The organism is Georgenia satyanarayanai (genome assembly GCF_023715365.1).
GTDB classification, from domain to species: domain Bacteria; phylum Actinomycetota; class Actinomycetes; order Actinomycetales; family Actinomycetaceae; genus Oceanitalea; species Oceanitalea satyanarayanai_B.
This window is the reverse complement of record NZ_JAMBNZ010000005.1, coordinates 251,572-274,867: the sequence shown is the minus strand read 5'-3', so window position 1 is coordinate 274,867 and position 23,296 is coordinate 251,572. Positions and strand designations below refer to the sequence as shown.

The 23,296-nt window shown below is 72.9% G+C and carries 23 protein-coding genes; 9 read left to right on the top strand and 14 right to left on the bottom strand.

The genetic code is table 11. The features are described 5' to 3' along the window. Nucleotides 1–226 precede the first annotated feature (226 nt). Nucleotides 227–742, bottom strand: coding sequence for a GtrA family protein (locus tag M3148_RS08910; RefSeq protein WP_308203231.1), 516 nt, complete (start codon nt 740–742; stop codon nt 227–229). Between the two features lie 42 nt (nt 743–784). On the opposite strand from M3148_RS08910, the gene M3148_RS08905 reads away from it, so the two are divergent. The 4 genes from M3148_RS08905 to M3148_RS08890 are packed head-to-tail and all read left to right on the top strand — an operon-like array spanning nt 785 to nt 3,979. Beyond that, nucleotides 785–1,936, top strand: a complete 1,152-nt coding sequence (locus M3148_RS08905) for a 5-(carboxyamino)imidazole ribonucleotide synthase (protein ID WP_440136912.1) — start codon at nt 785–787, stop codon at nt 1,934–1,936. A gap of 17 nt (nt 1,937–1,953) precedes the next feature. Further along, a complete protein-coding gene (gene purE / locus M3148_RS08900) occupies nt 1,954–2,475 on the top strand; it encodes a 5-(carboxyamino)imidazole ribonucleotide mutase (RefSeq protein ID WP_251304349.1) in 522 nt (173 codons plus the stop codon). A 55-nt stretch (nt 2,476–2,530) separates the two neighbouring features. After that, nucleotides 2,531–3,511, top strand: a complete 981-nt coding sequence (gene galE, locus M3148_RS08895) for a UDP-glucose 4-epimerase GalE (RefSeq protein WP_251304316.1) — start codon at nt 2,531–2,533, stop codon at nt 3,509–3,511. Between the two features lie 54 nt (nt 3,512–3,565). Continuing rightward, entirely contained in the window at nt 3,566–3,979 is a 414-nt protein-coding gene (locus M3148_RS08890; RefSeq protein WP_251304315.1) for a CoA-binding protein, read from the top strand. Between the two features lie 21 nt (nt 3,980–4,000). On the opposite strand, the gene M3148_RS08885 is transcribed toward M3148_RS08890, so the two are convergent. The 4 genes from M3148_RS08885 to M3148_RS08870 all read right to left on the bottom strand — a co-directional run bounded on the left by M3148_RS08885 (nt 4,001) and on the right by M3148_RS08870 (nt 7,689). Continuing rightward, on the bottom strand, nt 4,001–5,218 hold the full coding sequence (locus M3148_RS08885; RefSeq protein ID WP_251304314.1) for an LCP family protein: 1,218 nt from the start codon (nt 5,216–5,218) through the stop codon (nt 4,001–4,003). Nucleotides 5,219–5,339: 121 nt separating this feature from the next. Further along, a complete protein-coding gene (locus tag M3148_RS08880; protein WP_251304313.1) occupies nt 5,340–6,533 on the bottom strand; it encodes an LCP family protein in 1,194 nt (397 codons plus the stop codon). 90 nt (nt 6,534–6,623) lie between these two features. Next, nucleotides 6,624–6,995, bottom strand: a complete 372-nt coding sequence (locus tag M3148_RS08875) for a DUF2304 domain-containing protein (RefSeq protein WP_251304312.1) — start codon at nt 6,993–6,995, stop codon at nt 6,624–6,626. 13 nt (nt 6,996–7,008) lie between these two features. Next, on the bottom strand, nt 7,009–7,689 hold the full coding sequence (locus M3148_RS08870) for a glycosyltransferase family 2 protein (protein ID WP_251304311.1): 681 nt from the start codon (nt 7,687–7,689) through the stop codon (nt 7,009–7,011). 148 nt (nt 7,690–7,837) lie between these two features. Between M3148_RS08870 and M3148_RS08865 the strand changes: the two genes are divergently transcribed. The 3 genes from M3148_RS08865 to M3148_RS08855 are packed head-to-tail and all read left to right on the top strand — an operon-like array spanning nt 7,838 to nt 10,532. Then, the gene (locus M3148_RS08865; RefSeq protein WP_251304310.1) at nt 7,838–8,431 is read left to right on the top strand and encodes an acyltransferase; all 594 of its coding nucleotides are present in this window, start codon (nt 7,838–7,840) and stop codon (nt 8,429–8,431) included. Then, nucleotides 8,428–9,531: a DegT/DnrJ/EryC1/StrS family aminotransferase gene (locus M3148_RS08860; protein WP_251304309.1), complete on the top strand. Its 1,104-nt coding sequence runs from the start codon at nt 8,428–8,430 to the stop codon at nt 9,529–9,531. Before M3148_RS08865 ends, M3148_RS08860 begins: the two co-directional genes overlap by 4 nt. After that, a complete protein-coding gene (locus M3148_RS08855) occupies nt 9,531–10,532 on the top strand; it encodes a Gfo/Idh/MocA family protein (protein WP_251304348.1) in 1,002 nt (333 codons plus the stop codon). Before M3148_RS08860 ends, M3148_RS08855 begins: the two co-directional genes overlap by 1 nt. 399 nt (nt 10,533–10,931) lie before the next feature. Here M3148_RS08855 and M3148_RS08850 read toward each other — a convergent pair whose 3' ends face one another. Next, a complete protein-coding gene (locus tag M3148_RS08850; protein WP_251304308.1) occupies nt 10,932–11,801 on the bottom strand; it encodes an Fpg/Nei family DNA glycosylase in 870 nt (289 codons plus the stop codon). Nucleotides 11,802–12,135: 334 nt separating this feature from the next. Further along, complete coding sequence (locus M3148_RS08845) at nt 12,136–13,464, bottom strand: UDP-glucose dehydrogenase family protein (protein ID WP_251304307.1); 1,329 nt, start codon at nt 13,462–13,464, stop codon at nt 12,136–12,138. A 154-nt stretch (nt 13,465–13,618) separates the two neighbouring features. Between M3148_RS08845 and rfbD the strand changes: the two genes are divergently transcribed. Both rfbD and manA read left to right on the top strand, forming a co-directional pair. Beyond that, nucleotides 13,619–14,476, top strand: a complete 858-nt coding sequence (gene rfbD / locus M3148_RS08840; RefSeq protein ID WP_251304347.1) for a dTDP-4-dehydrorhamnose reductase — start codon at nt 13,619–13,621, stop codon at nt 14,474–14,476. A 226-nt stretch (nt 14,477–14,702) separates the two neighbouring features. Beyond that, the gene (gene manA / locus M3148_RS08835) at nt 14,703–15,902 is read left to right on the top strand and encodes a mannose-6-phosphate isomerase, class I (protein ID WP_251304306.1); all 1,200 of its coding nucleotides are present in this window, start codon (nt 14,703–14,705) and stop codon (nt 15,900–15,902) included. Nucleotides 15,903–16,081: 179 nt separating this feature from the next. On the opposite strand, the gene M3148_RS08830 is transcribed toward manA, so the two are convergent. Genes M3148_RS08830 through M3148_RS08800 form a run of 7 tightly spaced genes read right to left on the bottom strand, consistent with a single transcriptional unit; the run spans nt 16,082 to nt 23,106 of the window. Beyond that, on the bottom strand, nt 16,082–17,458 hold the full coding sequence (locus tag M3148_RS08830) for an alkaline phosphatase family protein (RefSeq protein WP_251304305.1): 1,377 nt from the start codon (nt 17,456–17,458) through the stop codon (nt 16,082–16,084). Further along, a complete protein-coding gene (gene eboE, locus M3148_RS08825) occupies nt 17,455–18,621 on the bottom strand; it encodes a metabolite traffic protein EboE (protein WP_251304304.1) in 1,167 nt (388 codons plus the stop codon). Before eboE ends, M3148_RS08830 begins: the two co-directional genes overlap by 4 nt. 3 nt (nt 18,622–18,624) lie before the next feature. After that, entirely contained in the window at nt 18,625–19,497 is an 873-nt protein-coding gene (locus M3148_RS08820; protein ID WP_251304303.1) for a TatD family hydrolase, read from the bottom strand. A 28-nt stretch (nt 19,498–19,525) separates the two neighbouring features. Further along, nucleotides 19,526–20,206 carry an EboA domain-containing protein gene (locus M3148_RS08815; RefSeq protein WP_251304302.1) on the bottom strand — a complete coding sequence of 227 codons (681 nt, stop codon included), beginning with the start codon at nt 20,204–20,206 and terminating at the stop codon, nt 19,526–19,528. Between the two features lie 25 nt (nt 20,207–20,231). Beyond that, a complete protein-coding gene (locus M3148_RS08810) occupies nt 20,232–21,077 on the bottom strand; it encodes a sugar phosphate isomerase/epimerase family protein (protein WP_251304301.1) in 846 nt (281 codons plus the stop codon). Continuing rightward, entirely contained in the window at nt 21,074–21,940 is an 867-nt protein-coding gene (locus M3148_RS08805; protein ID WP_251304300.1) for an SCO3242 family prenyltransferase, read from the bottom strand. Before M3148_RS08805 ends, M3148_RS08810 begins: the two co-directional genes overlap by 4 nt. Then, nucleotides 21,937–23,106 carry an inositol-3-phosphate synthase gene (locus M3148_RS08800; RefSeq protein WP_251304299.1) on the bottom strand — a complete coding sequence of 390 codons (1,170 nt, stop codon included), beginning with the start codon at nt 23,104–23,106 and terminating at the stop codon, nt 21,937–21,939. The genes M3148_RS08805 and M3148_RS08800 overlap by 4 nt, the downstream gene beginning before the upstream one ends. Between the last annotated feature and the right edge of the window lie 190 nt (nt 23,107–23,296).

The window sequence follows — 23,296 nt, the reverse complement described above, 5'->3', positions numbered from 1 at the left end:
GGGCAGACCTCTCCCTACCCATGAGAAAGGCGCTTTGTGCGCTACCTGCTCTGTCGGTTGCGCTTCGCCTTGGTCGCGCCGAGAGCCGACTTGTTCCGCCCCCTCCTCTCACGCCGAGCGCTGTTCCGATGGGGATAGCGCGCGCACGCTGTCCTCGCCCGTGCCCGCCGCGGAGCGGATAACAGCTCAGCGCTCGGCGAGGGGGGCGAGGGGGTGGGGGTGGGGGTCAGCGGGCGGTGAAGACGACGTGGCGGTAGCAGAAGTACCGGAACAGGGTCCCGAGCACCAGACCGACGCCGTTCGCCGCGATGTTGTCCGCCAGCGGTGACGTGAAGTTCAAGACGTAGTGCGAGACGCCCAGCGTCCCGACGGCAAGGAGCATCCCGCCCGCGTTGACGAGGAGGAACCACACGAGCTCGCGCCCGCGCTCCTCCCGCCGCGAGGCGGCGAAGGCCCAGTACCGGTTGCCCAGCCACGACACGAGCGTCGCGACGACGACCGACAGCACCTTCGCCGTCAGCGGCTTGTCGCCCAGCACCTCACCGGGGCCGAAGCGCAGGAGGTTCATCAGCCCGACGTCGACGACGAACGCCACCCCGCCGACCGCGCCGAACTTGAGCATCTCGATCGCCCGCTGCCGCCAGCGCAGCCACCGAGCACCCGCCATCACCCGGGCTCCGACCGCCTCGCGGTCCTCCCGGCTGCCGGTGGGCAGCTCCGCCGCGGTGTGGGACGAGGTCACCTCGCCAGCGTACCGGCAGTAGGCTCGCCAACCGTGGCAGCAGTGGTGGCAGTCGTGGGAGGCGGGCAGCTGGCCCGCATGATGCAGCAGGCGGCGATCGGGCTGGACGTGCACCTGCGCGTCCTGGTCGAGGCCGCGGACGGCTCGACCGGTCAGGTGGTCCCCGACGCGCCGGTCGGCCGCGCCGACGACGAGGCGGCCGTGCGCGGCATCCTCCCCGGCGCCCGCGTGCTCACCTTCGAGCACGAGCACGTTCCCGGCGCGCTGCTGCGGCAGCTCGAGGCCGAGGGCGTCGCCGTCCGTCCCGGCGCGCACGCGCTGCGTCACGCCCAGGACAAGATCGTCATGCGCACCGCCCTCACCGATCTCGGCATCCCGTGCCCGCGCTGGGCCGCGGTCCGCACCCGCGAGGAGCTCACCGCCTTCGGGGACGCCACCGGCTGGCCGGTCGTCGTCAAGACCGCCCGTGGCGGGTACGACGGCAAGGGCGTGCGCGTCGTCGCCGCCGCCGACGACGCCGGGGACTGGCTCGACGCCCTCACCGGCGAGGACGCCCTCCTCGCCGAGGAGTGCGTGCCCTTCACCCGTGAGCTCGCCGTCCTCGTCGCCCGCCGCCCGAGCGGGGAGATGCGCGCATGGCCGGTCGTGGAGACGATCCAGCGCGACGGCGTGTGCGCCGAGGTGCTCGCCCCCGCCCCGAGCCTGGACCCCGTCCTCGCGGCCGCCGCCGTCGACGTCGCCACCCGCATCGCCGAGGGCCTCGACGTCACCGGGGTGCTCGCCGTCGAGATGTTCGAGTACCCCGACGACGACGGCGGCACCCGGATCGCCGTCAACGAGCTGGCGATGCGCCCGCACAACTCCGGCCACTGGACCATCGACGGCGCGGTGACGAGCCAGTTCGAGCAGCACCTGCGCGCGGTGCTCGACCTGCCGCTCGGCCCCACCGAGCCGCGTGCGCCGGTGAGCGTCATGGTCAACCTCCTCGGCAGCGCCCTGCCGGACCCTGGCGCCGCGTTGGGTGAGGTGCTCGCCCGCTGCCCGGGCGCGCGCGTGGAGCTGTACGGCAAGGAGGTGCGGCCCGGACGCAAGCTCGGCCACGTCACCGTCTACGGTGAGGACCTCGAGTCCGTCCGGGCCGAGGCACGCACCGCCGTCGCGCTCCTGCGCGGCGAGGGCGAGCACGCGGGTTGAGCGAGAGGGAGATCGGGATGGACGTCGGGATCGTCATGGGGTCGGACTCGGACTGGCCCGTCATGGAGGCTGCCGGCGACGCGCTCGAGGAGCTGGGCGTGGCCTTTGAGGTCGACGTCGTCTCGGCCCACCGCATGCCCGACGCGATGCTCGCCTACGGCCGTGAGGCCGCCGGGCGCGGCCTGCGCGTCATCATCGCCGGGGCGGGCGGCGCCGCCCACCTGCCCGGCATGCTCGCGGCCGTCACCCCGCTGCCGGTGATCGGCGTGCCCGTGCCGCTGCGCCACCTGGACGGCATGGACTCCCTGCTGTCGATCGTCCAGATGCCGGCCGGGGTGCCCGTCGCGACCGTCTCGATCGGCGGGGCGCGCAACGCCGGCCTGCTCGCCGCGCGCATCCTCGCCGCGGGGACGGCCGACGCCGACCTTCGGCTCCGGGCGCGGATGGTCGACTTCCAGGAGAACCTGCGCCAGCAGGCGCAGGACAAGGGGGCGCGCCTGCGCTCCAGCCGCAATCACACGCCGGGCTTCTCGGCCTGATCGAGACTGTTCGGATTTGGTGGACCCCGGACGGCTGCTCCGGTAGCCTGGCCCCATGAGCATCATGGTCACCGGTGGAGCCGGGTACATCGGCGCGCACGTCGTCCGGCTGCTGCTGGAGCGGGGTGAGGACGTCGTCGTCGTCGACGACCTGTCGACCGGTCAGGAGGACCGCGTCGGCGAGGCCACCCTCGTCGAGCTCGACGTCGCCGCCGGCGATGCCCAGCAGCGGCTGGAGCTGGTCATGCGCGAGCGCGAGGTCGACGGCGTCATCCACTTCGCCGCCCGCAAGCAGGTCGGCGAGTCGGTCCAGCGCCCGGCCTGGTACTACCAGCAGAACGTCACCGGCCTGGCCAACGTCCTCGCCGCGATGGAGGCCGTCGGGGCGGACCGGCTCATCTTCTCCTCCTCCGCAGCCGTCTACGGCATGCCGGACGTCGAGGTCGTCACCGAGGACACGACGCCGCAGCCGATCAACCCCTACGGCGAGACGAAGCTCGTGGGGGAGTGGCTCATCGCCGACGCCCAGCGCGCCTGGGGGCTGCGCTCGGCCAGCCTGCGGTACTTCAACGTCGCGGGCGCCGGGTGGACCGACCTCGGGGACCCGGCCGTCCTCAACCTCGTCCCCATGGTGCTGGACCGCCTCGCGCGAGGGCAGCGGCCGACGATCTTCGGCGACGACTACCCGACGCCGGACGGCACCTGCGTGCGCGACTACATCCACGTCCTGGACCTCGCCCACGCGCACCTCGCGGCGCTCGACCACCTCGGGCACGAGGGCGAGCGCGCCTCGGTCCTCAACGTCGGGACCGGCCATGGCGCGTCGGTCGCCGAGGTCATCGCCGAGATCGGTCGCGCGTCCGGCCTGGACGTGACCACCGACGTCGCACCCCGGCGGGCAGGTGACCCGCCCCGTCTCGTCGCCTCCGCGGACCGCATAGGCGAGGTCCTGGGCTGGACGGCTCAGCAGGGACTGCCCGAGATCATCGCCAGCGCCTGGGCCGCCTGGCAGGCCGGGCCGCGCCGCATCGGCTGAGCCACCTCACCACGGCAGCGGAATGCCGGTGAGCACCCCGGCGTTGCGCCGGGCATGAGCCACCGCAACGACCCCGCCGTCATCGAGCGGCTGCTGACCACGCCGGGCCGCTGGGCCGTCGTCGGTCTCTCGGCCAACCGGGCCCGCACCGCGTACGGCGTCGCCGCCTACGTCCAGGGGCTCGGCATGGAGATCGTGCCGGTGCACCCTCGGGCCGAGCGCGTCCACGGTGCGCAGGGCTACGCGCGGCTCGCGGACGTGCCCGGCGAGATCGACGTCGTCGACGTCTTCGTCAACTCCTCCCTCGCCGGAGGCGTCGTGGACGAGGCGATCACCGCCGGGGCCAGGGCCGTGTGGCTCCAGCTCGGCGTCTTCGACGAGGCCGCCGCCCGACGCGCCAGGGACGCAGGCCTCGACGTCGTCATGGACACCTGCCCCGCCATCGAGGCGCCGCGTCTGCGCCACTGAGCCGGGTGGTGGACGCGGTGCCTACTCGAAGTCGGCCGGCGTGAGCTCGCCGGCGGCCAGCCGCTCGAAGAACCCGGGCGCGCGCTCGGGGTCGAGGAGGACCGTGGACCCGACGGCGCCGGGCCGGTGGTCGTAGTTCGAGATCGGGGGCGGACCGATGAGACCGTCCGCACCGGTCGCTGACCTGAACGCCAGTGCCATCCGCGCGAGGTCGACGATCCCGGTGGCGTCGTCGACGACCAGCGCGCCGAGTGCCGAGTCCATGAGCTCGACGTGGCCGCGGGGGTCGAGCAGCGTCCCGGGCTCGGAGACCTCGGAGATGATCGAGGCGACGATCTGTCGCTGCCGCTCGGTCCTGCCGATGTCACCGTCGGGGTCGGAGTAGCGCATCCGGGCAAAGGCCAGCGCCGTCTCGCCGTCCGCGCGGTGGCATCCTGCCTCCCAGACCAGCGTGCTGCGCCAGTCGTCGACGTCGTAGTCCAGGCATAGCTCGACGCCCCCGACGGCGTCGACGACGTCGCGCACGCCGGCCATCCCGATCTCGACGTAGTGGTCCACCGTCAGACCGGTGAGGTCTTCGACGGTCTCGACGAGGAGCTCCGGCCCGCCCACGGAGTAGGCGGCGTTGAGCTTCGCCGGTCCGTGGCCGGGCACCTCGGTGTAGGTGTCCCGCGGGAGTGAGACGAGCGCGGCGGGGCCACCCGCGGGCTTGTGGAGCAGCATGATCGTGTCCGAGCGCTGCCCCTCCGTCCCGTCGTCGGCAGCGCCGTCGGCACGGGAGTCGGACCCGGCCAGCAGATATGTCGTGCCCGGGGTGTCCGCCGCGCCGGACAGCGCGGTCACGTGGTTGATGCGCCCGTTGGCCCACAGGAGCAGTCCGACGGGCCACGCGAGGACGAGCGCGAGGACGACGACGACGGCGACGACCGCCCACCGTCCGCGCCGGCGGTGCCGCTCAGGCGCGGGCGCGCCGTGGGGTGGTGGGACGGGACGGGGCTGCGCCGCGGCCGGGCCCGGGGTGGCCTGCGCCGGGGTGGTGGAACGACGGGCGTAGGCGGCGGGCCGCTGCGAGGGCGGCACGCGCCCGGGCTGCTCCGCCCGGCCCTGGACGGAGCGGCGCTCGGGCACCGCGGGGCCGGGGGCGGGTACCGGTCGGGCGGGCTTGCCCTCACCCACCGGCCGGGCGCCGCGGGCGTCGGGCCGGGGAGAGGAGCCGCCGGGCGCGAAGCTCGGGGGCATGCCAGTGCCGTCCGGCTGTGGCCGGCGTCCGCGGTCCCGAGGTCCGTCCTGACTCATCTCACTCCAGAGTGTCCGTGCTGCGCCAATGTAGTGCGCCCCCCGCCCTGCGTGTGGGAGGCGCTCACGGGCAGATCGGGGTGTCCGTTGCCTCGGGCTCGGCGGTCAGCGGTGGCGCCTCCGGCGGCTCCTCGGTGGTGCCGCCGACGGTCGGTTCGTCGCTGGGCTCCTCGCCGGTCGCGTTCAACGCTCCGTGGATCGGCTCGTCGTTGCGCAGGGCCTCCCACAGCGCCTCTGCGTCCGCGGAGGGGCGCACGCGGTTGCCGGCCCAGTCGAAAGGCATCGTCTCGAAGACGATGTTCTCGAGGTCGATCCCCCGCAGCGAGTAGGCCAGACCGGCCATCGTGGGGATGGATCCGAGCTCGGTGCCGGTGGTCAGGGTGGACGTCGCGGCATCGAGGAACCGGTAGAGCTTGGGCAGGTCGGTGAGGAGGTTCTTGGACAGGGCCTCGCGGGCGATCGCTGCGACGAGCTCCTGCTGCCGCCCGATCCGGTCGATGTCCGAGCCGTCGCTGCCGGGCACGTTGTAACGGGCACGGGCGAAGCCGAGCGCGTCACGGCCGCCGAGCACCTGCTCCCCGGCACTCAGCTCGAGTCCCGCCTTCTCGTCGTTGATCGGCTCGGGGATGCACATGGGAACCCCACCGAGTGCGTCGATGACATTGATGAAGCCGGCGAAGTCGACGATGACGAAGTCGTCGATGAGCACCCCGCTCAACTTCTCCACCGTGCGGATCGTGCAGGCCGCCGCGGTCCCGAGGTCACCGCCGTCGGCGCCCTCCGCGAAGGCCGAGTTGAACATCGCCTCGGTCCGCTCCTCGACCCAGGTGCCGTCCGCCATCATGCAGCGGGGCACGGTGACGAGGGAGTCACGAGGAATCGAGACGACCTCCACGCGTGAGCGGTCGGCCGAGATGTGGGCGAGCATGGTGGTGTCCGAGCGCTGGCCGCCCTCAGGCGTCTCGCCGTACTCGTTGTTGACCTCGCCGGTGCGGGTGTCCGAACCGAGGATGAGGACGTTGATGTCCTCCCCCGACGACGGGTCGAGGGGCGCCGGCTCGGCGCCGTCCGCCGTCGGCCGCTCACCGAGGTAGTCGTCGATGTCGTGCCGGTCGATGTTGGTCTGGAAGTCGTTGTACGCGAGCGCAAAACTGCTGCCCGCGAAGAGGGCCAGGCTCAACGCGGCCACCCCGGCTCCGCGGGCGAGCCGGCGGGGACTGCGCTGCAGGGAGGCGTGGCGAGGAGTTCTGGCGGACACAACAGTCGATCATAGGACCGTGCCCCCAGGGAGGGGCGCCGACATCGTGGGGTGAGCGTGGAGGGTTTGTGCAGGTACGCCCGCGAAGGGTCAGCCGAGGCGGTTCGGGGGCCCTTGGACGTCCTCGATGCGCGAGCGCGTCAGTGCCACCTCGCGCGCGAGCACGGTGATGCGCCGTTCGAGCTCGCTCAGCCTGCGGTAGCTGGTCGCGATGTAGGAGAGGAACGCGATGACGAGCGCGTAGAGCAGCAGATCGGCACCACGACCGACACCCACGCGCCGCGCGAGCCAGGAGAGCCAGTCCGGGAACATGACCGACCCTGCAGCGACCGCGACGAAGCCGACGAGCAGGATTCGCCGGATCGCCTGGTGCCGCGCGTTCGCCGTCGTCCTGGTGAGCAGTACCGCGACCACGCTCACCCCTGCGAGCAGCAGCACCTGGATGACGATCTGTTCGGACATGACGCTCCTGCAGTCAGCGGAAGACGAGCTCGACGAGGATGTTCACCGAGTTGAGCAGCGACTGGCCCTTCGCCCGAGAGTAGTCGGTGTAAAGCAGGTGAACCGGCTGCTCGGCCCACGGTAGACCGGTACGGCCGAGCTGCGCGACGATCTCCGTCGCGTGCGCCATCCGGTTCTGCCGCAGCTGCACCCGTTGTGCGGCATCGCGACGAATGACGCGCAAGCCGTTGTGCGCATCGGTGAGACGCAGTCCCGTCGACCTGTTCGTCACCCACACCGCGACCATGAGCACGACACGCTTGAGCAGACCGGGACGGGTGCGGCGGTCCAGGAAGCGTGAACCGAAGACGACGGCGAGGTCCTCCTCCCGCGCCCTGTGCACCATGGCCACGGCGTCGCTCACCTGGTGCTGGCCGTCGGCGTCGAACGTCACGAGGTAGCGGGCGTCCGTGCGCTCCAGGACCCAGTCGATGCCGGTCTGGAGCGCAGCGCCCTGGCCCAGGTTCACTGGGTGACGGACGACGACGGCGCCGGCCGTCCGCGCCCGTGCTGCGGAGTCATCGGCACTGCCGTCGTCGACGCACACGATGCCGGGGAACGTCTCGCGCGCCTCGGCGACGACGTCGCCGATCACGGCTTCCTCCTGGTAGAGCGGTACGACGAGCCACGCGTCGGTGACCTGCGTCGAGCTCATCGCCCCATTGTGACAGGAACGGGCGCTCCCACCCCAACGGCCCGCGCAGTACCGCTCGAGCGGTACCCGGCCGCAGGGCGGCGGCCTCGGTCCTCGGCTCGGTTAGTCTGTGCGGAGCGCTGCGCCACGTCAGCGGGGGAAGGGATGCATGTCTGCACGGATCACCGACACTGCCGATGTCGCGGCAGATGCCCAGATCGGCGAGGGCAGCACCGTCTGGCACCTGGCCCAGGTCCGCGAAGGTGCGGTCCTCGGTGACGGGTGCGTGATCGGACGTGGTGCCTACATCGGCAGCGGCGTGCGCCTGGGTCGGCACTGCAAGGTACAGAACTACGCCCTGGTCTACGAGCCCGCCGAGCTCGCCGACGGCGTGTTCATCGGGCCTGCTGCCGTGCTCACCAACGACACCCACCCGCGCGCGATCAACGCCGACGGCACCCTCAAGACCGCCGAGGACTGGCAGCCCGTGGGCGTCACCATCGGGACCGGCGCCGCCGTCGGCGCCCGGGCCGTGTGCGTGGCGCCCGTGACGATCGGGGCCTGGGCGACGGTTGCCGCAGGCGCCGTCGTCACCCGCGACGTCCCCGCCCACGCCCTGGTCGCCGGCGTCCCCGCCCGGAGGGTCGGCTGGGTAGGGCATGCCGGCCGGCGGCTCGAGCCGGACGGCGACCAGCTGCGCTGCCCGGCCACCGGCCGGCGCTACGAGATCCGGAACGACGAGCTCTGCGAGGTCACCGAATGAACCAGCCACTGATTCCTGCTGCCAAGCCCCTGATCGGGGACGAGGAGCGGGCCGCTGTCGATGCGGTGCTGCGTTCGGGGATGGTGGCGCAGGGGCCGCAGGTGGCGGCCTTCGAGGAGGAGTTCGCGGCTGCTCTGGTGGCGGGGCGGCGGTGCCAGGCGGTGAGCTCGGGGACGGCGGGTCTGCACGTGGGTCTGCTGGCGTGCGGGATCGGCCCTGGGGACGAGGTGATCGTCCCGTCCTTCACGTTCGCGGCGACCGCGAACTCGGTCGCGCTGACGGGGGCGATGCCGGTGTTCGCGGACATCGACGCCGGCACGTTCGGCCTGTCTGCGGAGTCGGTGGCGGCGGCGGTGACGGAGCGGACGCGGGCGGTGATGCCGGTGCACCTGTACGGGCACCCGGCCGACATGGACGGCATCGGTGCGGTGGCCGCGGAGCACGGGCTGGAGGTCTTCGAGGACGCCGCGCAGGCGCACGGGGCGAGCCTGGACGGGCGGTTGGTGGGTACGTGGGGGCGCTTTGCGATGTTCTCGCTGTACCCGACGAAGAACATGACTTCCGGTGAGGGCGGCATGGTCGCCTGCGCCGACGAGGAGGTCGCCCGGCAGGTGCGGCTGCTGCGTAACCAGGGCATGGAGCGGCAGTACGCGAACGAGGTCGTGGGCCTGAACGTGCGGATGACTGACATCCACGCGGCGATCGGGCGGGTGCAGCTGGGCAAGCTCCCGGGCTGGACGGCGCAGCGGCAGGCCAACGCGGCCTTTTTCGACGCGCACCTGTCCGGTGTGGTGACCCCGCCGGTGACGGCGGGTGCGGTGCACGTCTACCACCAGTACACGGTCCGCGTCGACGCGGGCGAGCGGGACCGGATGGTCACCGCGCTGCGTGAGGAGCACGGGATCGGGACGGGCGTGTACTACCCCACTCCCTCCCACCGGCTCGCTTCCCTCGAGCAGTACGTGCCCACGGTGGACATGTCCCAGACCGAGCGTGCGGCGGGTGAGGTGATCTCCCTGCCGGTGCACCCCTCCCTGTCCCAGGGGGACCTGGAGCGGGTGGTGGCGGGCGTCAACGCCGTCGTCGGGGCGGGCGCGTGATGACGACGGCGGAGCGTGGGCCGGTGCGGGTGGGCCTGATCGGGCTGGGGTCGATGGGCCGCCACCACGCCCGGGTGATCCGGGCGACGCAGGGGGTGGAGCTGGTGGCGGTCGCCGATCCGGCCGGTGACACCTACGGGGTGGCCGGTGGCCTGGAGGTGCTCCCGGACGTCGAGGCCCTCATCGCCGCGGGGATCGACGCGGCCATGGTCGCGGTGCCGACGGTGTACCACGAGCAGGTGGGCCTGACGCTGGCCGCGGCCGGGGTCCACACGATGATCGAGAAGCCCATCGCGCACACCGTGGAGGCGGGGCGGCGGGTCGCGACCGCCTTCACGGAGGCCGGCCTGGTCGGGGCGGTGGGGTACGTGGAGCGGTGCAACCCCGCTATCTTGGAGCTGCGCCGCCGGCTGGCGGCCGGTGAGCTGGGACAGGTGTACCAGATCCAGACGCGCCGGCAGGGCCCGTTCCCGGCGCGGATTTCCGACGTGGGTGTGGTCAAGGACCTGGCGACCCACGACGTCGACCTCGCCGCGTTCATCGCGGGCTCGACCTACCGGCAGGTGTCCGCGCAGGTGACCCACCGCTCGGGCCGTGAGCACGAGGACATGGTCGTGGCCACCGGGGTGCTGGAGTCCGGGGTCATCGTCAACCACGTCGTCAACTGGCTCTCGCCGATGAAGGAGCGCACCACCGTCGTCACCGGTGAGCGCGGGGCCCTCGTGGCCGACACGATGAGCGGGGACCTCATCTTCTACGCCAACGGCACCGTCCCCACGACCTGGGACCGGGTGGCCCACTTCCGCGGCGTCACCGAAGGTGACGTCGTGCGCTACGCCCTGCCCAAGCGCGAGCCCCTGGCCGTGGAGCAGGAGAACTTCCGAGACGCCGTCCTGGGCAACGGCGCCGACATCGTCACCATGGACCAGGGCGTCCACACCCTCACCGTCATCGAAGCCATCCTCCAGGCGGCGCAGGAGGGCACGACCGTCACCCTCTGACGGTGGGTCCTCTACCCCCGCGGAGAGCCGAATTCCTCGCTCCATCCCCGCGTGCCGAGAGCCGGGTTCTCCGCTCCTTCCCCGCGTGCCGAGAGCCGGATTCTCCGCTCCTTCCCCGCGTGCCGAGAGCCGGGTTCTCCGCTCCTTCCCCGCGTGCTGAGAGCCGGGTTCTCCGCTCCTTCCCCGCGTGCCGAGAGCCGGGTTCTCCGCTCCTTCCCCGCGTGCCGAGAGCCGGGTTCTCCGCTCCATCCCCGCGCGCCGAGAGCCGGATTCTCCGCTCCATCCCCGCGCGCCGAGAGCCGGATCCCTCGACCGCCGGAGGATTCCGGCTGTCGGCGAAGAGGTGCGGTCAGCGAGGGGTGCTGTCGGCGAAGGGGGGCGGTCAGCGAGGGGGTGCGGTCAGCGGAGGAGCTTGGACATGCGGCGGTCGGCGAGGAGCTTGCCGCCGGTCTGGCAGGTGGGGCAGTACTGGAGCGAGGAGTCGGCGAAGGACACCTCCGCCACGGTGTCCCCGCACCGCGGGCAGGGCTGGCCCGCGCGTCCGTGCACGGCCATCCCCGAGCGCTTGACGTCCTTGAGCTCGGCCGCCTCCCGCCCTACCGCCGCGGCGATCGCGGCCTCGAGCACGCCGCCGATGCTGCCGTACAGGTGGTCGCGGGCGTCGGCGTCGAGGGTGCGCGTCAGCGCGAAGGGGCTGAGCCGGGCGGCGTGGAGGATCTCGTCGGAGTAGGCGTTGCCGATGCCGGCGATGGCCCCCTGGTCCCGCAGCAGGCCCTTGACCTGCTGGTTCTTCCCGTCGAGCAGCTCGTCGAGACGCTCGCGGGTGAAGGCCGCCGAGAGCGGCTCGACCCCGAGCGTGGCGATCCGCTCGACCGTGGCGGGATCCCGGACGACGTGGATGGCCAGGCTCTTCTTCGTGCCCGCCTCGGTGAGGTCGAAGGCGCCCTCGTCGAGGACGATGCGCGCCGCGAGCCCGGACTTCCCCGCCCGTGGCATCCCGGTGGGCGCCGTCTCGTGCCAGCGCACCCACCCCGCCCTGGCGAGGTGGAAGACGAGGTGGAGGTCACCGTCGGGCGTCGTCGTCGCGAGGCCGAGCCACTTCCCGTGCCGAGAGGCGCCGGTGACGGTGGCCCCGACGAGCGCCGTCGGCGGCGGGTCGTAGGTCTTGAGGGCGGGGAAGGAGGTGACGTGGAAGGCGCGCACCGTCCGGCCCGTGGCGCGGGTGGCGAGCACCTGCGCCAGGGCCTGCACCTCCGGAAGCTCGGGCACCAGAAAAGTCTGGCAGAGGGGCGTGCACTGCAACAGTCCTGGCAGCCGCCGACAGGCCGGCGGGAGCGGGCGGCCACTGTCCGGAGGCCAACGTGGCCGGTCGTCGAGCTCGAGGTCCCCGTACACCTCGTCGGTGCAGATGTGGTGCGCGCTCGACGTCCAGGCCGGCCGGAAACTCGCGGCTGCCCGCGTGGTGAGCGTGTCGAGGGCGGTGACCTGGACGCCCGGACGCTCGGTCAGGGTCTGGCGGACGAGGTTGGCACCGGTGAACCGGTCCCACCGGTCACGAGCGCGCGCCCGGGCCTACTCCTTGGTCGGTCGCACGGACGGTCGGTCAGGGACGGCCCATGCCGTGGTAGGTCCAGCCGGCGGCGCGCCACTGGGCGGGGTCCAGGACGTTGCGGCCGTCGATGATGGCCGGCCGGCGCGCGAGGTCCTTGACGGCGGCGGGGTCCAGGTCGCGGAACTGGCGCCACTCGGTGAGGAGCAGGACGACGTCGGCGCCGGTGATGGCGTCCTCGGGGGTGTCGGCGACGCTGAGGCCGTGGTTGTCCTGGGTGGCGAGGATGGGGCCGGCCTGGGGGTCGGTGACGGCGACGTGGGCGCCGGCCTGGGACAGGCGGTGGGCGATGTCCAGGGCCGGGGAGTTGCGCATGTCGTCGGTGTCGGGCTTGAAGGAGGCGCCCAGGACGGCGACCTTCTTCCCGGCCACGGCTCCGTCGAGGAGGTCGGTGGCCAGGGTGATGACGTGGTCGCGGCGGCGGTCGTTGATGGAGTCGACCTCGCGCAGGAAACCCAGGGCCTCGTCCACGCCGAGCTCCTCGGCGCGGGCCATGAAGGCGCGGATGTCCTTGGGCAGGCAGCCGCCGCCGAAGCCGACGCCGGCGCGCAGGAACTTGTGGCCGATGCGGTCGTCGTGGCCGATGGCGGCGGCGAGCTGGGTGACGTCGGCGCCGGTGGCCTCGCACAGCTCGGCCATGGCGTTGATGAAGGAGATCTTGGTGGCCAGGAAGGAGTTCGCGGCGACCTTGACGAGCTCGGCGGTGGCGTAGTCGGTGAGCAGGCGGGGGATGCCCTGGGTGTTGATGAGGTTGTCGTAGACCTCGTCCAGGACCTCCTGGCCCACCCGGGCGGCCTCGGAGTCGGTCGGCAGGCCGTAGACCATGCGGTCGGGGGAGATGGTGTCCTGCACCGCGAAGCCCTCGCGGAGGAACTCCGGGTTCCACACCAGGACGCCACCGGCGGCGGTCACCTGGTCGGCGATCTGGGCGGCGGTGCCCACCGGCACGGTGGACTTGCCCACCACGAGCACCGGGCCGTCGCCGGTGGGGGCCAGGTGGGGCAGCAGGTTGGCCACGGCGCCGTTGACCTGGGACATGTCCGCGGCGTAGGACCCGGCCTGCTGGGGGGTGCCCACCCCGATGAAGTGGACTCGGGCGCCGGCCACGGCGGCGAAGTCGGTGGAGAAGCGCAGCCGCCCCGCCTTCACGTTGCGCTCCAGGAGTTCGGTGAACCCGGGCTCGTGAAAGGGCGCCTCGCCCGCGTTGAGCAGTGCCACCTTGTCCTCGTCCACGTCGATCCCGACGACGTCATGGCCCAGCTCCGCCATCGACGCCGCGTGCACCGCACCGAGGTACCCACAACCGATCACCGAAATCTGCATGGGGACACCCTAGTCATGGAGATGCGCGTTGAGGTGAGACCTCCGCCGCAGCGACTCCTCACGCCGGGAGGATCAGCACACCTCACCGACGTGCCGGCCGCAGGACCGAGAGCGGTGACTCCTCTCACCGAAGGACACTACGCTGGAGGGCGTGATGATCACGGATGCACGCTGGCTGGTCACGGGAGCCGGAGGAATGCTCGGCAGCGACCTGTGCGAGCAGCTACGACGGCGTGGCGCAGACCTCCGGTCGTATGACCGCTCGACGTTGGACGTCACCGACCCCTCACACGTGGCCCAGCTGGTACGAGACGTCGACGTCGTCGTCAACTGTGCGGCGTGGACTGCCGTCGACGACGCCGAGACGCGTGAGTCCGAGGCCTTTGCCCTCAATGCCGTCGCCCCGCAGCTCCTCGCGCGTGCTGCCCGGCTCGCAGGGGCACGGATGGTGCAGGTCTCGACCGACTACGTCTTTGCGGGGGACGGGGAGCGGCCCTACCCGGAGTCGGCCCCGGTGGCGCCGCGATCCGCCTACGGCCGGACGAAGGCAGCGGGGGAGTGGGCGGTTCGCGCCGAGGCCCCGGACCACCTCGTCGTGCGTACGGCGTGGCTCTACGGCGCCCACGGCCAGTGCTTCCCGAAGACGATGGCTCGCCTCGCAGCCGAACGCGACGAGCTCACTGTGGTGGCCGACCAGATGGGCCAGCCGACCTGGACGGCCGACCTCGCCGACCTCATCCTGCGGCTCGTCGAGGCCGATGCCGTGCCCGGCACTTACCACGGCACCGCCAGCGGTGCGGTGTCATGGCATGGGTTCACCCAGGAGATCGTGCGCTCGCTGGGCAAGGACCCCGCCATGGTGGCTCCGACGACGTCCGAGGCGTTCCAGCGGCCGGCACCGCGGCCCGCGTACTCGGTGCTCGGCCACGACGCTCTCCTCGCGGCCGGGGTGGAGCCCATCGGCAGCTGGGCGGAGCGGTGGACCGTCGCCGCCCCGCAGGTCCTGGCCTGACGGCCCTGACGGGCGACGATCCGGGCACTCACAACCCCGCTTCCCCGCTTTTTCGCGGGAACGGGCGCAGGCGGACACGAGCAGGGCGTCGAGCGTCTGGCGGGCAGCCGTTCCTCAGTCCGGCCCGCGATCGTGCCTCCCGGCGCGCGGGTGCGGCGTGCCCACCGAGCCGACCGATACGGTAGGCGGGCCGGCAGGCGCCCGCCTGCCGCGGTGAGAGGTGGAGATGCGGCGAGTGCTCGGCGTCCCGCGGGACTACTCGTGGGGCTCGCCGTCGGCGATCCACCGGCTCATGGGCACCGAGCCGGACGGGACGCCGCTCGCCGAGCTGTGGTTCGGGGCGCACCCCAGCGGCCCGGCACGCGCGGAGGACGGCGCCGGTGACGTCCTCGGGCTCATCGAGGCAGACCCGGCCGGCACACTGGGCCGCGACGTCCTGGCCCGCTTCGGCGTCCAGCTGCCCTACCTCCTCAAGCTCATCGCCCCGCGCCGGCCGCTGTCCCTGCAGGTGCACCCCGACCTCGAGCGGGCCCGTGCCCGCTTCGCCGCCGAGAACCGAGCGGGGGTGCCGCTGCACGCGCCGTGGCGCAACTACCGCGACGCCAACCACAAGCCCGAGCTCGTATTCGCGCTCACCACCTTCGAGGCCGTGTCCGGCTTCCGCGCTCCACGCCGCGCTGCCGAGCTCCTCGCGGACCTTGACGCGCCGCTCACCCGGGCCCTCCACGCCGCCCTGGTCGCCGACCCCACCCCCGGTGGGATGCGTACGGCCTTCACCTCCCTGCTCGACCCCGCGACCCGCCCCTCGGCGCGCGAGGTGACCGACGTCGTCGCCGCGTGCCGGCAGCGGGTGGCGGACGGCTCGCCCTCGCCGCGTGCGGACGCAATCGTCGGACGGCTCGCCGAGGACCATCCGCACGACCCCGGCGTCGTCGCCTCGCTGCTGCTCAACCCCGTGACGCTGCAGCCCGGGGACTCCCTGTTCGTCCCCGCCGGAGGCGTGCACGCCTACCTGTCCGGCCTCGGGGTCGAGGTCATGGCCTCCTCGGACAACGTCCTGCGCGCCGGCCTGACGAGCAAGCACGTGAACGTCGGGGAGGTCCTCGACTGCGTTGACTACGTCGCCGCCCCGCCGATCCGCGTGGCACCCGAGCTCTTCCACGGCGCCACCCGAGTGTTCTACGCGCCGGTGGACGACTTCGAGCTGTCCGTCACCACCCTCGCCGACGGCGACTGCGCCGACGGTGCGCGCCCCCTGCCCGGCCGCGGCCCCCGGATGCTCGTGTGCCTGGACGGTGAGGTGGAGGTCGCTGCTGCCACCGACGCCCTGCGACTGCGCCGCGGGCAGGCCGCGTTCGTGCGCGCGGACGACGGCCCGCTCACCGTTCACGGCAGCGGCACCCTGGTCCAGGCCGACGTCCCGTAACCGCCCACACCTCGCCTCCCCCCGCCTCCCCGCCTCACCACCCACCCCCGCCGACAGCTGAGTTCTTACCGGTCAGCTGTCGCCTGTCGGTGACACGCGGTAACAACCGAGCGGTCGGCGGGGTGGGCTTGGAGTAGGAAGTCAGCTGTCGGCGAGGGATGTGGGGGCGGGAGCGTGGGTCAGGCGGGGACCGGGACTCCCGCGAGCCGGAGGAGGAGGTCGCGGACCTCGGTCGCCCGGACGTGGTCCGTCGCCGCGGACGGATCGGAGCACAGGAGCACCGGTCCCTCGTCCGGGGTCTCGGGCAGCCGGCCGTGGCTGCCGCGCAGCGGCGCCGGGTCCAGCGGGACGACCTCCATCATGTAGCGCATGCCGAGCTTCTTGCGCAGCAGCGCCTTGCCGGCGCGCAGCTTGACCCACTTGTCCTTGGGATCCATGAACAGCTCGACCGGGTCGTACCCAGGCTTCTTGTGGATCTCCACGAGCTTGGCGAAGTCGGGTGCCTTCTTGTCGTCGAGCCAGTAGTAGTAGGTGAACCACGCGCCGGGCTCGGCGACGAGCACGAGCTCGCCGGAGCGCGGGTGGTCCAGGCCCGCGGCCTTCTTACCCTCCTCGTCCAGCACCTGCTCGACGCCGGGCAGCCCGGCCAGGAGGTCGCGGACGGCGGGGACGTCGTCGGGGTCGCGGACGTAGACGTGGGCGACCTGGTGGTCGGCGACGGCGAAGGCCTTGGACGTCCACGGGTCGAGGATCTCGCCGGTGGAGTTCGTGTGGACGTGGAGCAGCCCGGCGCGGCGCAGCGCCCGGTTGACGTCGACGGGCCGGTCGACGTCGGTGATCCCGTACTCGCTGAGCACGACGACGGTCACGCCCATCCGCTCGGCGTCGTCCAGGAGCGGGGCGAGCGCCTCGTCGACCTCCTTGGCGGCGCGCACGGCCTCGGGCCCGGAGGAGCCGAAGCGCTGGAGGTCGTAGTCGAGGTGGGGGATGTAGGAGAGCGTGAGGTCGTGGTCCGGCAGGACCCGGCGGGTGGCGCCGATGATCCACTTCGAGGACTCGATGTTGGCGCCCGGGCCCCAGAAGGTGAACAGCGGGAAGGGACCGAGCTCGGCGACGAGCTGGTCGTGGAGGGACGGCGGCCACGTCCAGCAGTCCGGCTCCTTGCGCCCGTCGGCGTGGTACTCCGGGCGCGGGGTGACCGTCGTGTCGACGTCGGCGCCCATGGCGTACCACCAGCACACGTTGGCGACGCGGTAGTCCGGGCGGTGGCGGCGGATCGTCTCCCACACCCGCTCGCCCTCGACGAGGCCGCTGTGCTGGCGCCACAGGAGGATGTCGCCGAGGTCGCGGAAGAACCATCCGTTGGCGACGATGCCGTGCTCGCTGGGCGGCAGGCCGGTGAGGTAGGTGGACTGCGCGGTGCAGGTGACCGCCGGCAGCACGGTGTCCAGCCGGGCGCGGTAGCCCTGCTGGGCCACCCGCCTGAGGCGGGGCATGTGCTCGAGGAGCCGCGGTGTGAGCGCGACGACGTTGAGCACGAGCAGCTTGTCGGTCATGCGTCCTCCAGTCCGAGCGCGTGGAGCTCAGCGCGCGCGTGGTCCAGCTCGGCGGCGATCCCCGCGACGAGTCCGTCGTCGTCGGTCGGCCGCTGGTCGGCGGGTAGCACCGACCACGTGTAGGTCTCCACCTCGAGGTGGTCGGTCAGCGGTCGCTCGCCGCCCACGAGGGCCCGCGCCGAGGCGCTGAGCTCGGTCGTCGTCGCGGCCAGCGGGGCGCGGGGGGCGGAGTGCAGCGGCAGGTGGAAGTGCACCCGCCACGGGGCCTGCGCCGGAAGCGGCGAGCCGCCCAGTGCGTCCGGGAGGTCGTCGCGACCGACGACCCCGGCCGCGACGGGCTCACGCACCTGGTGGAGGAAGCGGTCCTCGACGAAGTCGTCGAGCAGTCCCTGCGCGACGGCCGCAGCAGGGTCGGCGACGTGGAGCGCGGCGGACAGCTGCGCCTTGACGACGGGCAGCCCCGCACCGGTGAGCCGGCCCATCGCCTCGTCGGCGTCCTCGAAGGCGGTGGCGAGGTGGGCGGTGTCGACGCACACGCCCAGGTACTCGGTGTCGATGCCGGCCAGCTCGCGCACGGCGTCGGTCGTCGTCTCGACGACGCAGCCCGGTTCGGGCTCGAAGCCGACCCGGACCGTCCGGCCGGTCTCCTCGCGCAGCCGCGCCAGGCCGGTCGCGAGCGCGTCGAGGTTGGCCCGGGCGGCCTGCGCCGCCTCGTCGGACCACGGTGTCCACCACGCGAGGGGCAGGGTGCTGATGCTCCCGCGGGCGGCGTCGGCGGGCAGCAACCCGGCGAGGACGCGAGCGGCGGCCAGCGTGTAGTCCAGCCGCGCGCGCTCGGTCCAGTCCGGGCGGTAGACGCGGTGCTTGACCACGGGGTCGTGGAAGCCGCCGTAGGGGAAGGCGTTGAGGGTGACGACCTCCAGGCCCTGCTCGTCCAGGACGCGGCGCAGGTCGTCGAGCTCACCGTGCTCGGCGGCGAGGCGGCCGGCCGCCGCTGCCGGGAGCCACAGCCCCAGGCCCAGGCGCTCGACGCCGAGCCGCTCACGCACCGGTCCGGCGAAGCGCCGCAGCTGCTCGTGGATGCCGGCGAGGTCCTCGGCGGGGTGGACGTTGCTGCAGTAGGCGAGGTGGACGACGGTGCCGTCGGGGTGGCGCAGGCGCACGGCTCAGGCCTCGGCGGACGGGCGCTCACCGCGGAGGATGGAGTTGCCCTCGAAGGTGGCGGCGGTGGTGTCGGAGGTGTCGTAGCCGAGCATGAGGCGTCCGCTCTGCCCGAAGAACTCGACGGGGTTGCGCCACAGCACGCGGTCGACGTCGTCCTCGGTGAAGCCGGCGGCGAGCATGGCCTGCCCGGTCTTGTAGGTCTTGAGGGGGTCGCTGCGGCCCCAGTCCGCGGCGGAGTTGACCAGCACCCGCTCCAGCCCGTGCTCCTGGAGGATCGCGACCATGCGGTGCTCGTCCATCTTCGTGTCGGGGTAGACGGAGAAGCCCATCCACGCCCCGGCGTCGTCGACGATGTCGACGGTCGTCTCGTTGAGGTGGTCGACGACGATCATCCCCGGCGCGATGCCCACCTGGGCGACGAGGTCCAGGGTGCGCTGGGTCCCCACGACCTTGTCACGGTGCGGGGTGTGGACCATGGCGGGCAGACCGTGCTCCCCGGCCAGCTCGAGCTGGCGGACGAAGACCTCCTCCTCGGCCTGCGTCATCGAGTCGAAGCCGACCTCGCCCACGGCGACGACACCGTCCTTGGCGAGGTAGCGGGGCAGGAGGTCGAGGATGCCGCGGCAGCGGGGGTCGTTCGCCTCCTTGGGGTTGAGCGCGATCGTCGCGTGGTGCGCGATGCCGAACTGAGAGGCGCGGAAGCGCTCCCAGCCCACGAGGCTGTCGAAGTAGTCGACGAAGGACTCCACGCTCGTGCGCGGCTGCCCCAGCCAGAACGCCGGCTCGACCAGGGCCCGCACGCCGGCCGCGTGCATGGCCTCGTAGTCGTCCGTCGTGCGGGACGTCATGTGGATGTGCGGGTCGAAGATGCGCATGGCGGGGCTCCTGGTCGAGGGATATGGGTCAGGCGGACGGGCGCAGCGCGGCCGCGACGTCGGGGAACTGGTCTAGGGCGCCGGGCTCCTGGTCGAGGACGAGGTGGACGTCGCCGGGGACGCTGCGTCCGGCGGCGAGCCGCTCGTGGGCGTAGGCGGCCACCATGCGGGCGAGCTCGAGGTCGGTCCGCTCGCCGAGACTGCTGACGGCGGTGAGCGGGACGCCGACGAAGAGGCACTTGAGCACGCCCTGGCGCCAGGTGGCGTCGTCGAGGTGGGTGCCGGCCCAGGTGCCCATGGCGGCGGCGACGATCCGGATGTCGTTGGTGCGCAGCGCGTCCTCGACGACCGGCTGCGCCTCGGGGCCGAGGAGGTCGAGGGCGCGGAGCACGGCGCGCTTCTCGTCACCGTCGCCGTAGCGGTACAGGTCGCTGACCTCCCGCAGCAGGCGGGCGTCGTCGTCGACCGCCTCGGCGAGCGCGGCGAGGAGGACGCCGCGCACGGCGTCGTCGAGGGTCGGGCCGTGGATGCCGCTCGGGTCGTCGGGGTCGAGGGGTCCGCGCGCGACCTCGCGGGCGGCGGCCGGGAACAGGCGGGCGGCGGCGGAGGGGTCGGCAGAGATCTCCGCCGTCATCTGCGACAGCCGGCTCGCGGCGGCGGGGGAGAGGTCCGCGGCGATGGCGTCGCGCAGCTGCTGGGTGCGGCTCATGTCTGCTCCTGGGGACGGACGGGGGTCAGGCCTGGGCGGCGTCGAGGGCGCTGCGCAGGACGGCGAGGGAGCGGGCCGCGACGGCGGGGGCGTCGTGGCTGTGGCGGGTGAGCTCGACGGACACGAGGCCGTCGTAGCCGATGTCGATCAGGGCACGCAGGGCGGCGGTGACGTCGACCTCGCCCTCGCCGAACTCGAGGTGCTCGTGGACCCCGCGCCGCATGTCCTCGATCTGGACGTGGGCGACGAGGTCGGCGTTATCGCGGATGCAGTCGGCCGGGCTGGCCTCCTCGTTGACGACGGCGTGGCCGACGTCGACGGTCGCGACGAGCGAGGCGGGATTACCCAGCCGGGCGCGCAGCTCGCGCACGCCGGACAGGCGGTTGACGAACATCCCGGGCTCGGGCTCGAAGGCGAGGCGCACCCCGGCGCTCTCGGCGTGCTCGAGCACCGGCGCGAGACCCGAGACGAGCCGCTCCCAGGCAACGTCGTCGGAGGTCCCCGCCGGGAGCGTGCCCGACCACAGGTGGACGATGTCGGCACCGAGGTCGGCGGCGACGTCGACGGCCACCCGGATGAGCCGGGCCCGCTGCTCGGCACCCTCCTCGGAGACGAAGGTGGGCTCGTGCTTGCGCCACGGGTCCAGCACGTACCGGGCCCCGGTCTCCACGGCGACCGCGAGGCCGTACCGCTCCAGCAGCGCTGCAGTCTGCGAGACCCGCGCGGCGAGGTCGGGCGCGAAGGGGTCCAGGTGCTGGTGATCGAGGGTGAGGGCGACGCCCTCGTAGCCGAGCTCGGCCATGATCGCCAGTGCCTCGGGCAGACGGTGGTCGGTGAAGCCGTTGGTCCCGTAGGACAGGAGCAGGCTCATGTCAGTGAGATTCCCTTCGCGGCGGCGCGGAGTGCGGGTCCGGCGGCCATGAGGCCGACGGCGGTCGCGACGGCGCCCCCACCCGCGACGAGGGCGGCCTGGAGGGGCACCATGCCGCGGATCCCGGTGCCGGTGGCCCGGCGGACGGTGACCGCGTCCGGGCTGGCGGCGGCGGCCGCCTGCGCTCGGCCCACGGTGAGGGCGTAGGTGCCGGCGAGCGCGGCCGACGCGAGTCGGCCGAGCGTCCCGGCCCGGCCCCGGCGCAGGCCGCCGGCGGCGACGGCAGCGGCGACCGCCGTCGTCGTCGCGAGGGCGCCGCGCGCGACGGCGGTGCTCGAGCCGTGGACCTCGCCGCGGCTCAGGACGGTGACGGCGCAGGTGTGGGCACCCAGAGCGAGGGCGGCCGGGACGGCGCGGCGCGGGTCGGCCGAGCCGCCGAGCACGACGTCGAGGCTGCGGGCGGCAGCCATGACGACAGGACCGAACGCGGTCGGCTTGGCGAGCATGTCGTAGGCCCACACGGTCGCCGCGAGCGGGACGGCGACGGCGACGCCGCGCCGTCCGCCCACCGCTGCCAGCCCGATGCCGGCGGCGGTGAGGCCGCCGGCGACGCGCAGCGCCGTCGTCGGGCTGACGCGGCCGGACGGGATGGGCCGCTCGGGCCGTTCGACGGCGTCCAGGTCCCGGTCGGCGTAGTCGTTGAGCGCCATGCCGGCCCAGTACAGGCACGTGGAGGACGCGGCCAGACCGGCCGTGCGCCATCCCAGCGTGCCGGTGACGGCGGCGCCGGCGAGCGCGTCGCCCGGCACCGACAGGGCGGCCGGCAGCCGGACGAGCTCGGCGATGTCGCGCGCGCTGGTCACGCCGACGCGCCCAGGGTCTCGCACCACTGGGCGAGCGTGCGCCACTGCCCGGCGAGGGTGTGGTCGATGCCGCCGAGCGGGTCCTTGAAGAAGAAGGCGAGGGCGCCGACGACCCCGTTCTCCCCGCGCTCGTGGGCGCGGGCGGTGAGCCGGACGAGGTCGAGGACGAGCGGCGCGGCCAGGGCCGAGTCGCAGCCCTGCCAGGTGAACTGCATGGTCATCCGGGTGCCGAGGAAGCCCTCGAAGGAGATGTTGTCCCAGGCGGTCTTCCAGTCCCCGAGGTCCTCGACGTAGTCGATGTGCATGGGGCCCTCGACGTGGTACCCGAGGATGGCGTCCAGGCCGGCGCCCTTGGTGGTCGTCTTGCTCACCGCGGCGCGCGGGTCGGCCAGCGTGTGGCCGTCACCGCCGCCGAGCATGTTGTAGGAGGCCCAGGAGCGGACCTTGAGCGCCCGGGTGCCGAACATGGGGGCGAGCGCCGACTTCACGAGAGTCTCGCCGGTCTTGCCGTCGCGTCCGGCCCAGGGGAGGGCCTGTTCCTTGGCGAGCTCGGTGAGTGCGCCGAGCGTCGCGCCCGGGCTGGGGGTGAAGGAGACGAGCGGGCTGCCGGCGCGGAAGGCCGCGTACGCGTACAGGGAACTCGTGGGCAGGGGCGCGTGGCCGGCGTCCAGGGCAGCCTCGAGCGCGGCGAGGCTGTCGAGCTCGGGCCGCTGGGAGGCGGGCGGCTCGGTGTTGGAGACGTCGACGACGACGACGCGGTCGAGGTTGTTGTCCTCGCGGAAGGCGCGGATGTCCTGCTCGACGGCCTGCGCGGTCTCGCGCTGGGTGCCGAGCCGAGGGGCGAGGCGGATGCGGGAGTCGGCGGCGGCGAGCTCCTCGGCCAGGGCCGCGACGAGCGAGGGCGGGAAGACGCCGGCGTCCGCGAGGACCTGCGCGCGGTGCGCGAGCGGCGTCTCGAGGACGTCGTGGCCTCCGGTGACGAGTCCCTCGAGGGGAGGCAGGCCGGCGACGGCCACCTCCGGGAGCTCGCTCACCAGACCCGTGCGCTGGGCCAGCCCGCCTGCCATGGCCAGGGCGCCGATGGTGGCCGTGGTCGCCACCGAGCCGCGCGCGCCGACGAACCACATCCCGACCCGTTGGTCGTGAACGGCATTAGGCTGAGTCATCACATCACCTCGTTGTATGTGCTTCGGGCAACCGACTGTGGTTCCCGAACTACGCAATGTTACGTAAGACAGTGTCGCAGACGCCAAACACGGCTTGACAAAAGACGTTAACACATCGTGCTCTTCTCCTAAGCCTACTCGTCGTTGCGGGGCTCGGCGGAGGACTTGGCAGCCCGTGCACGAGCCCGTG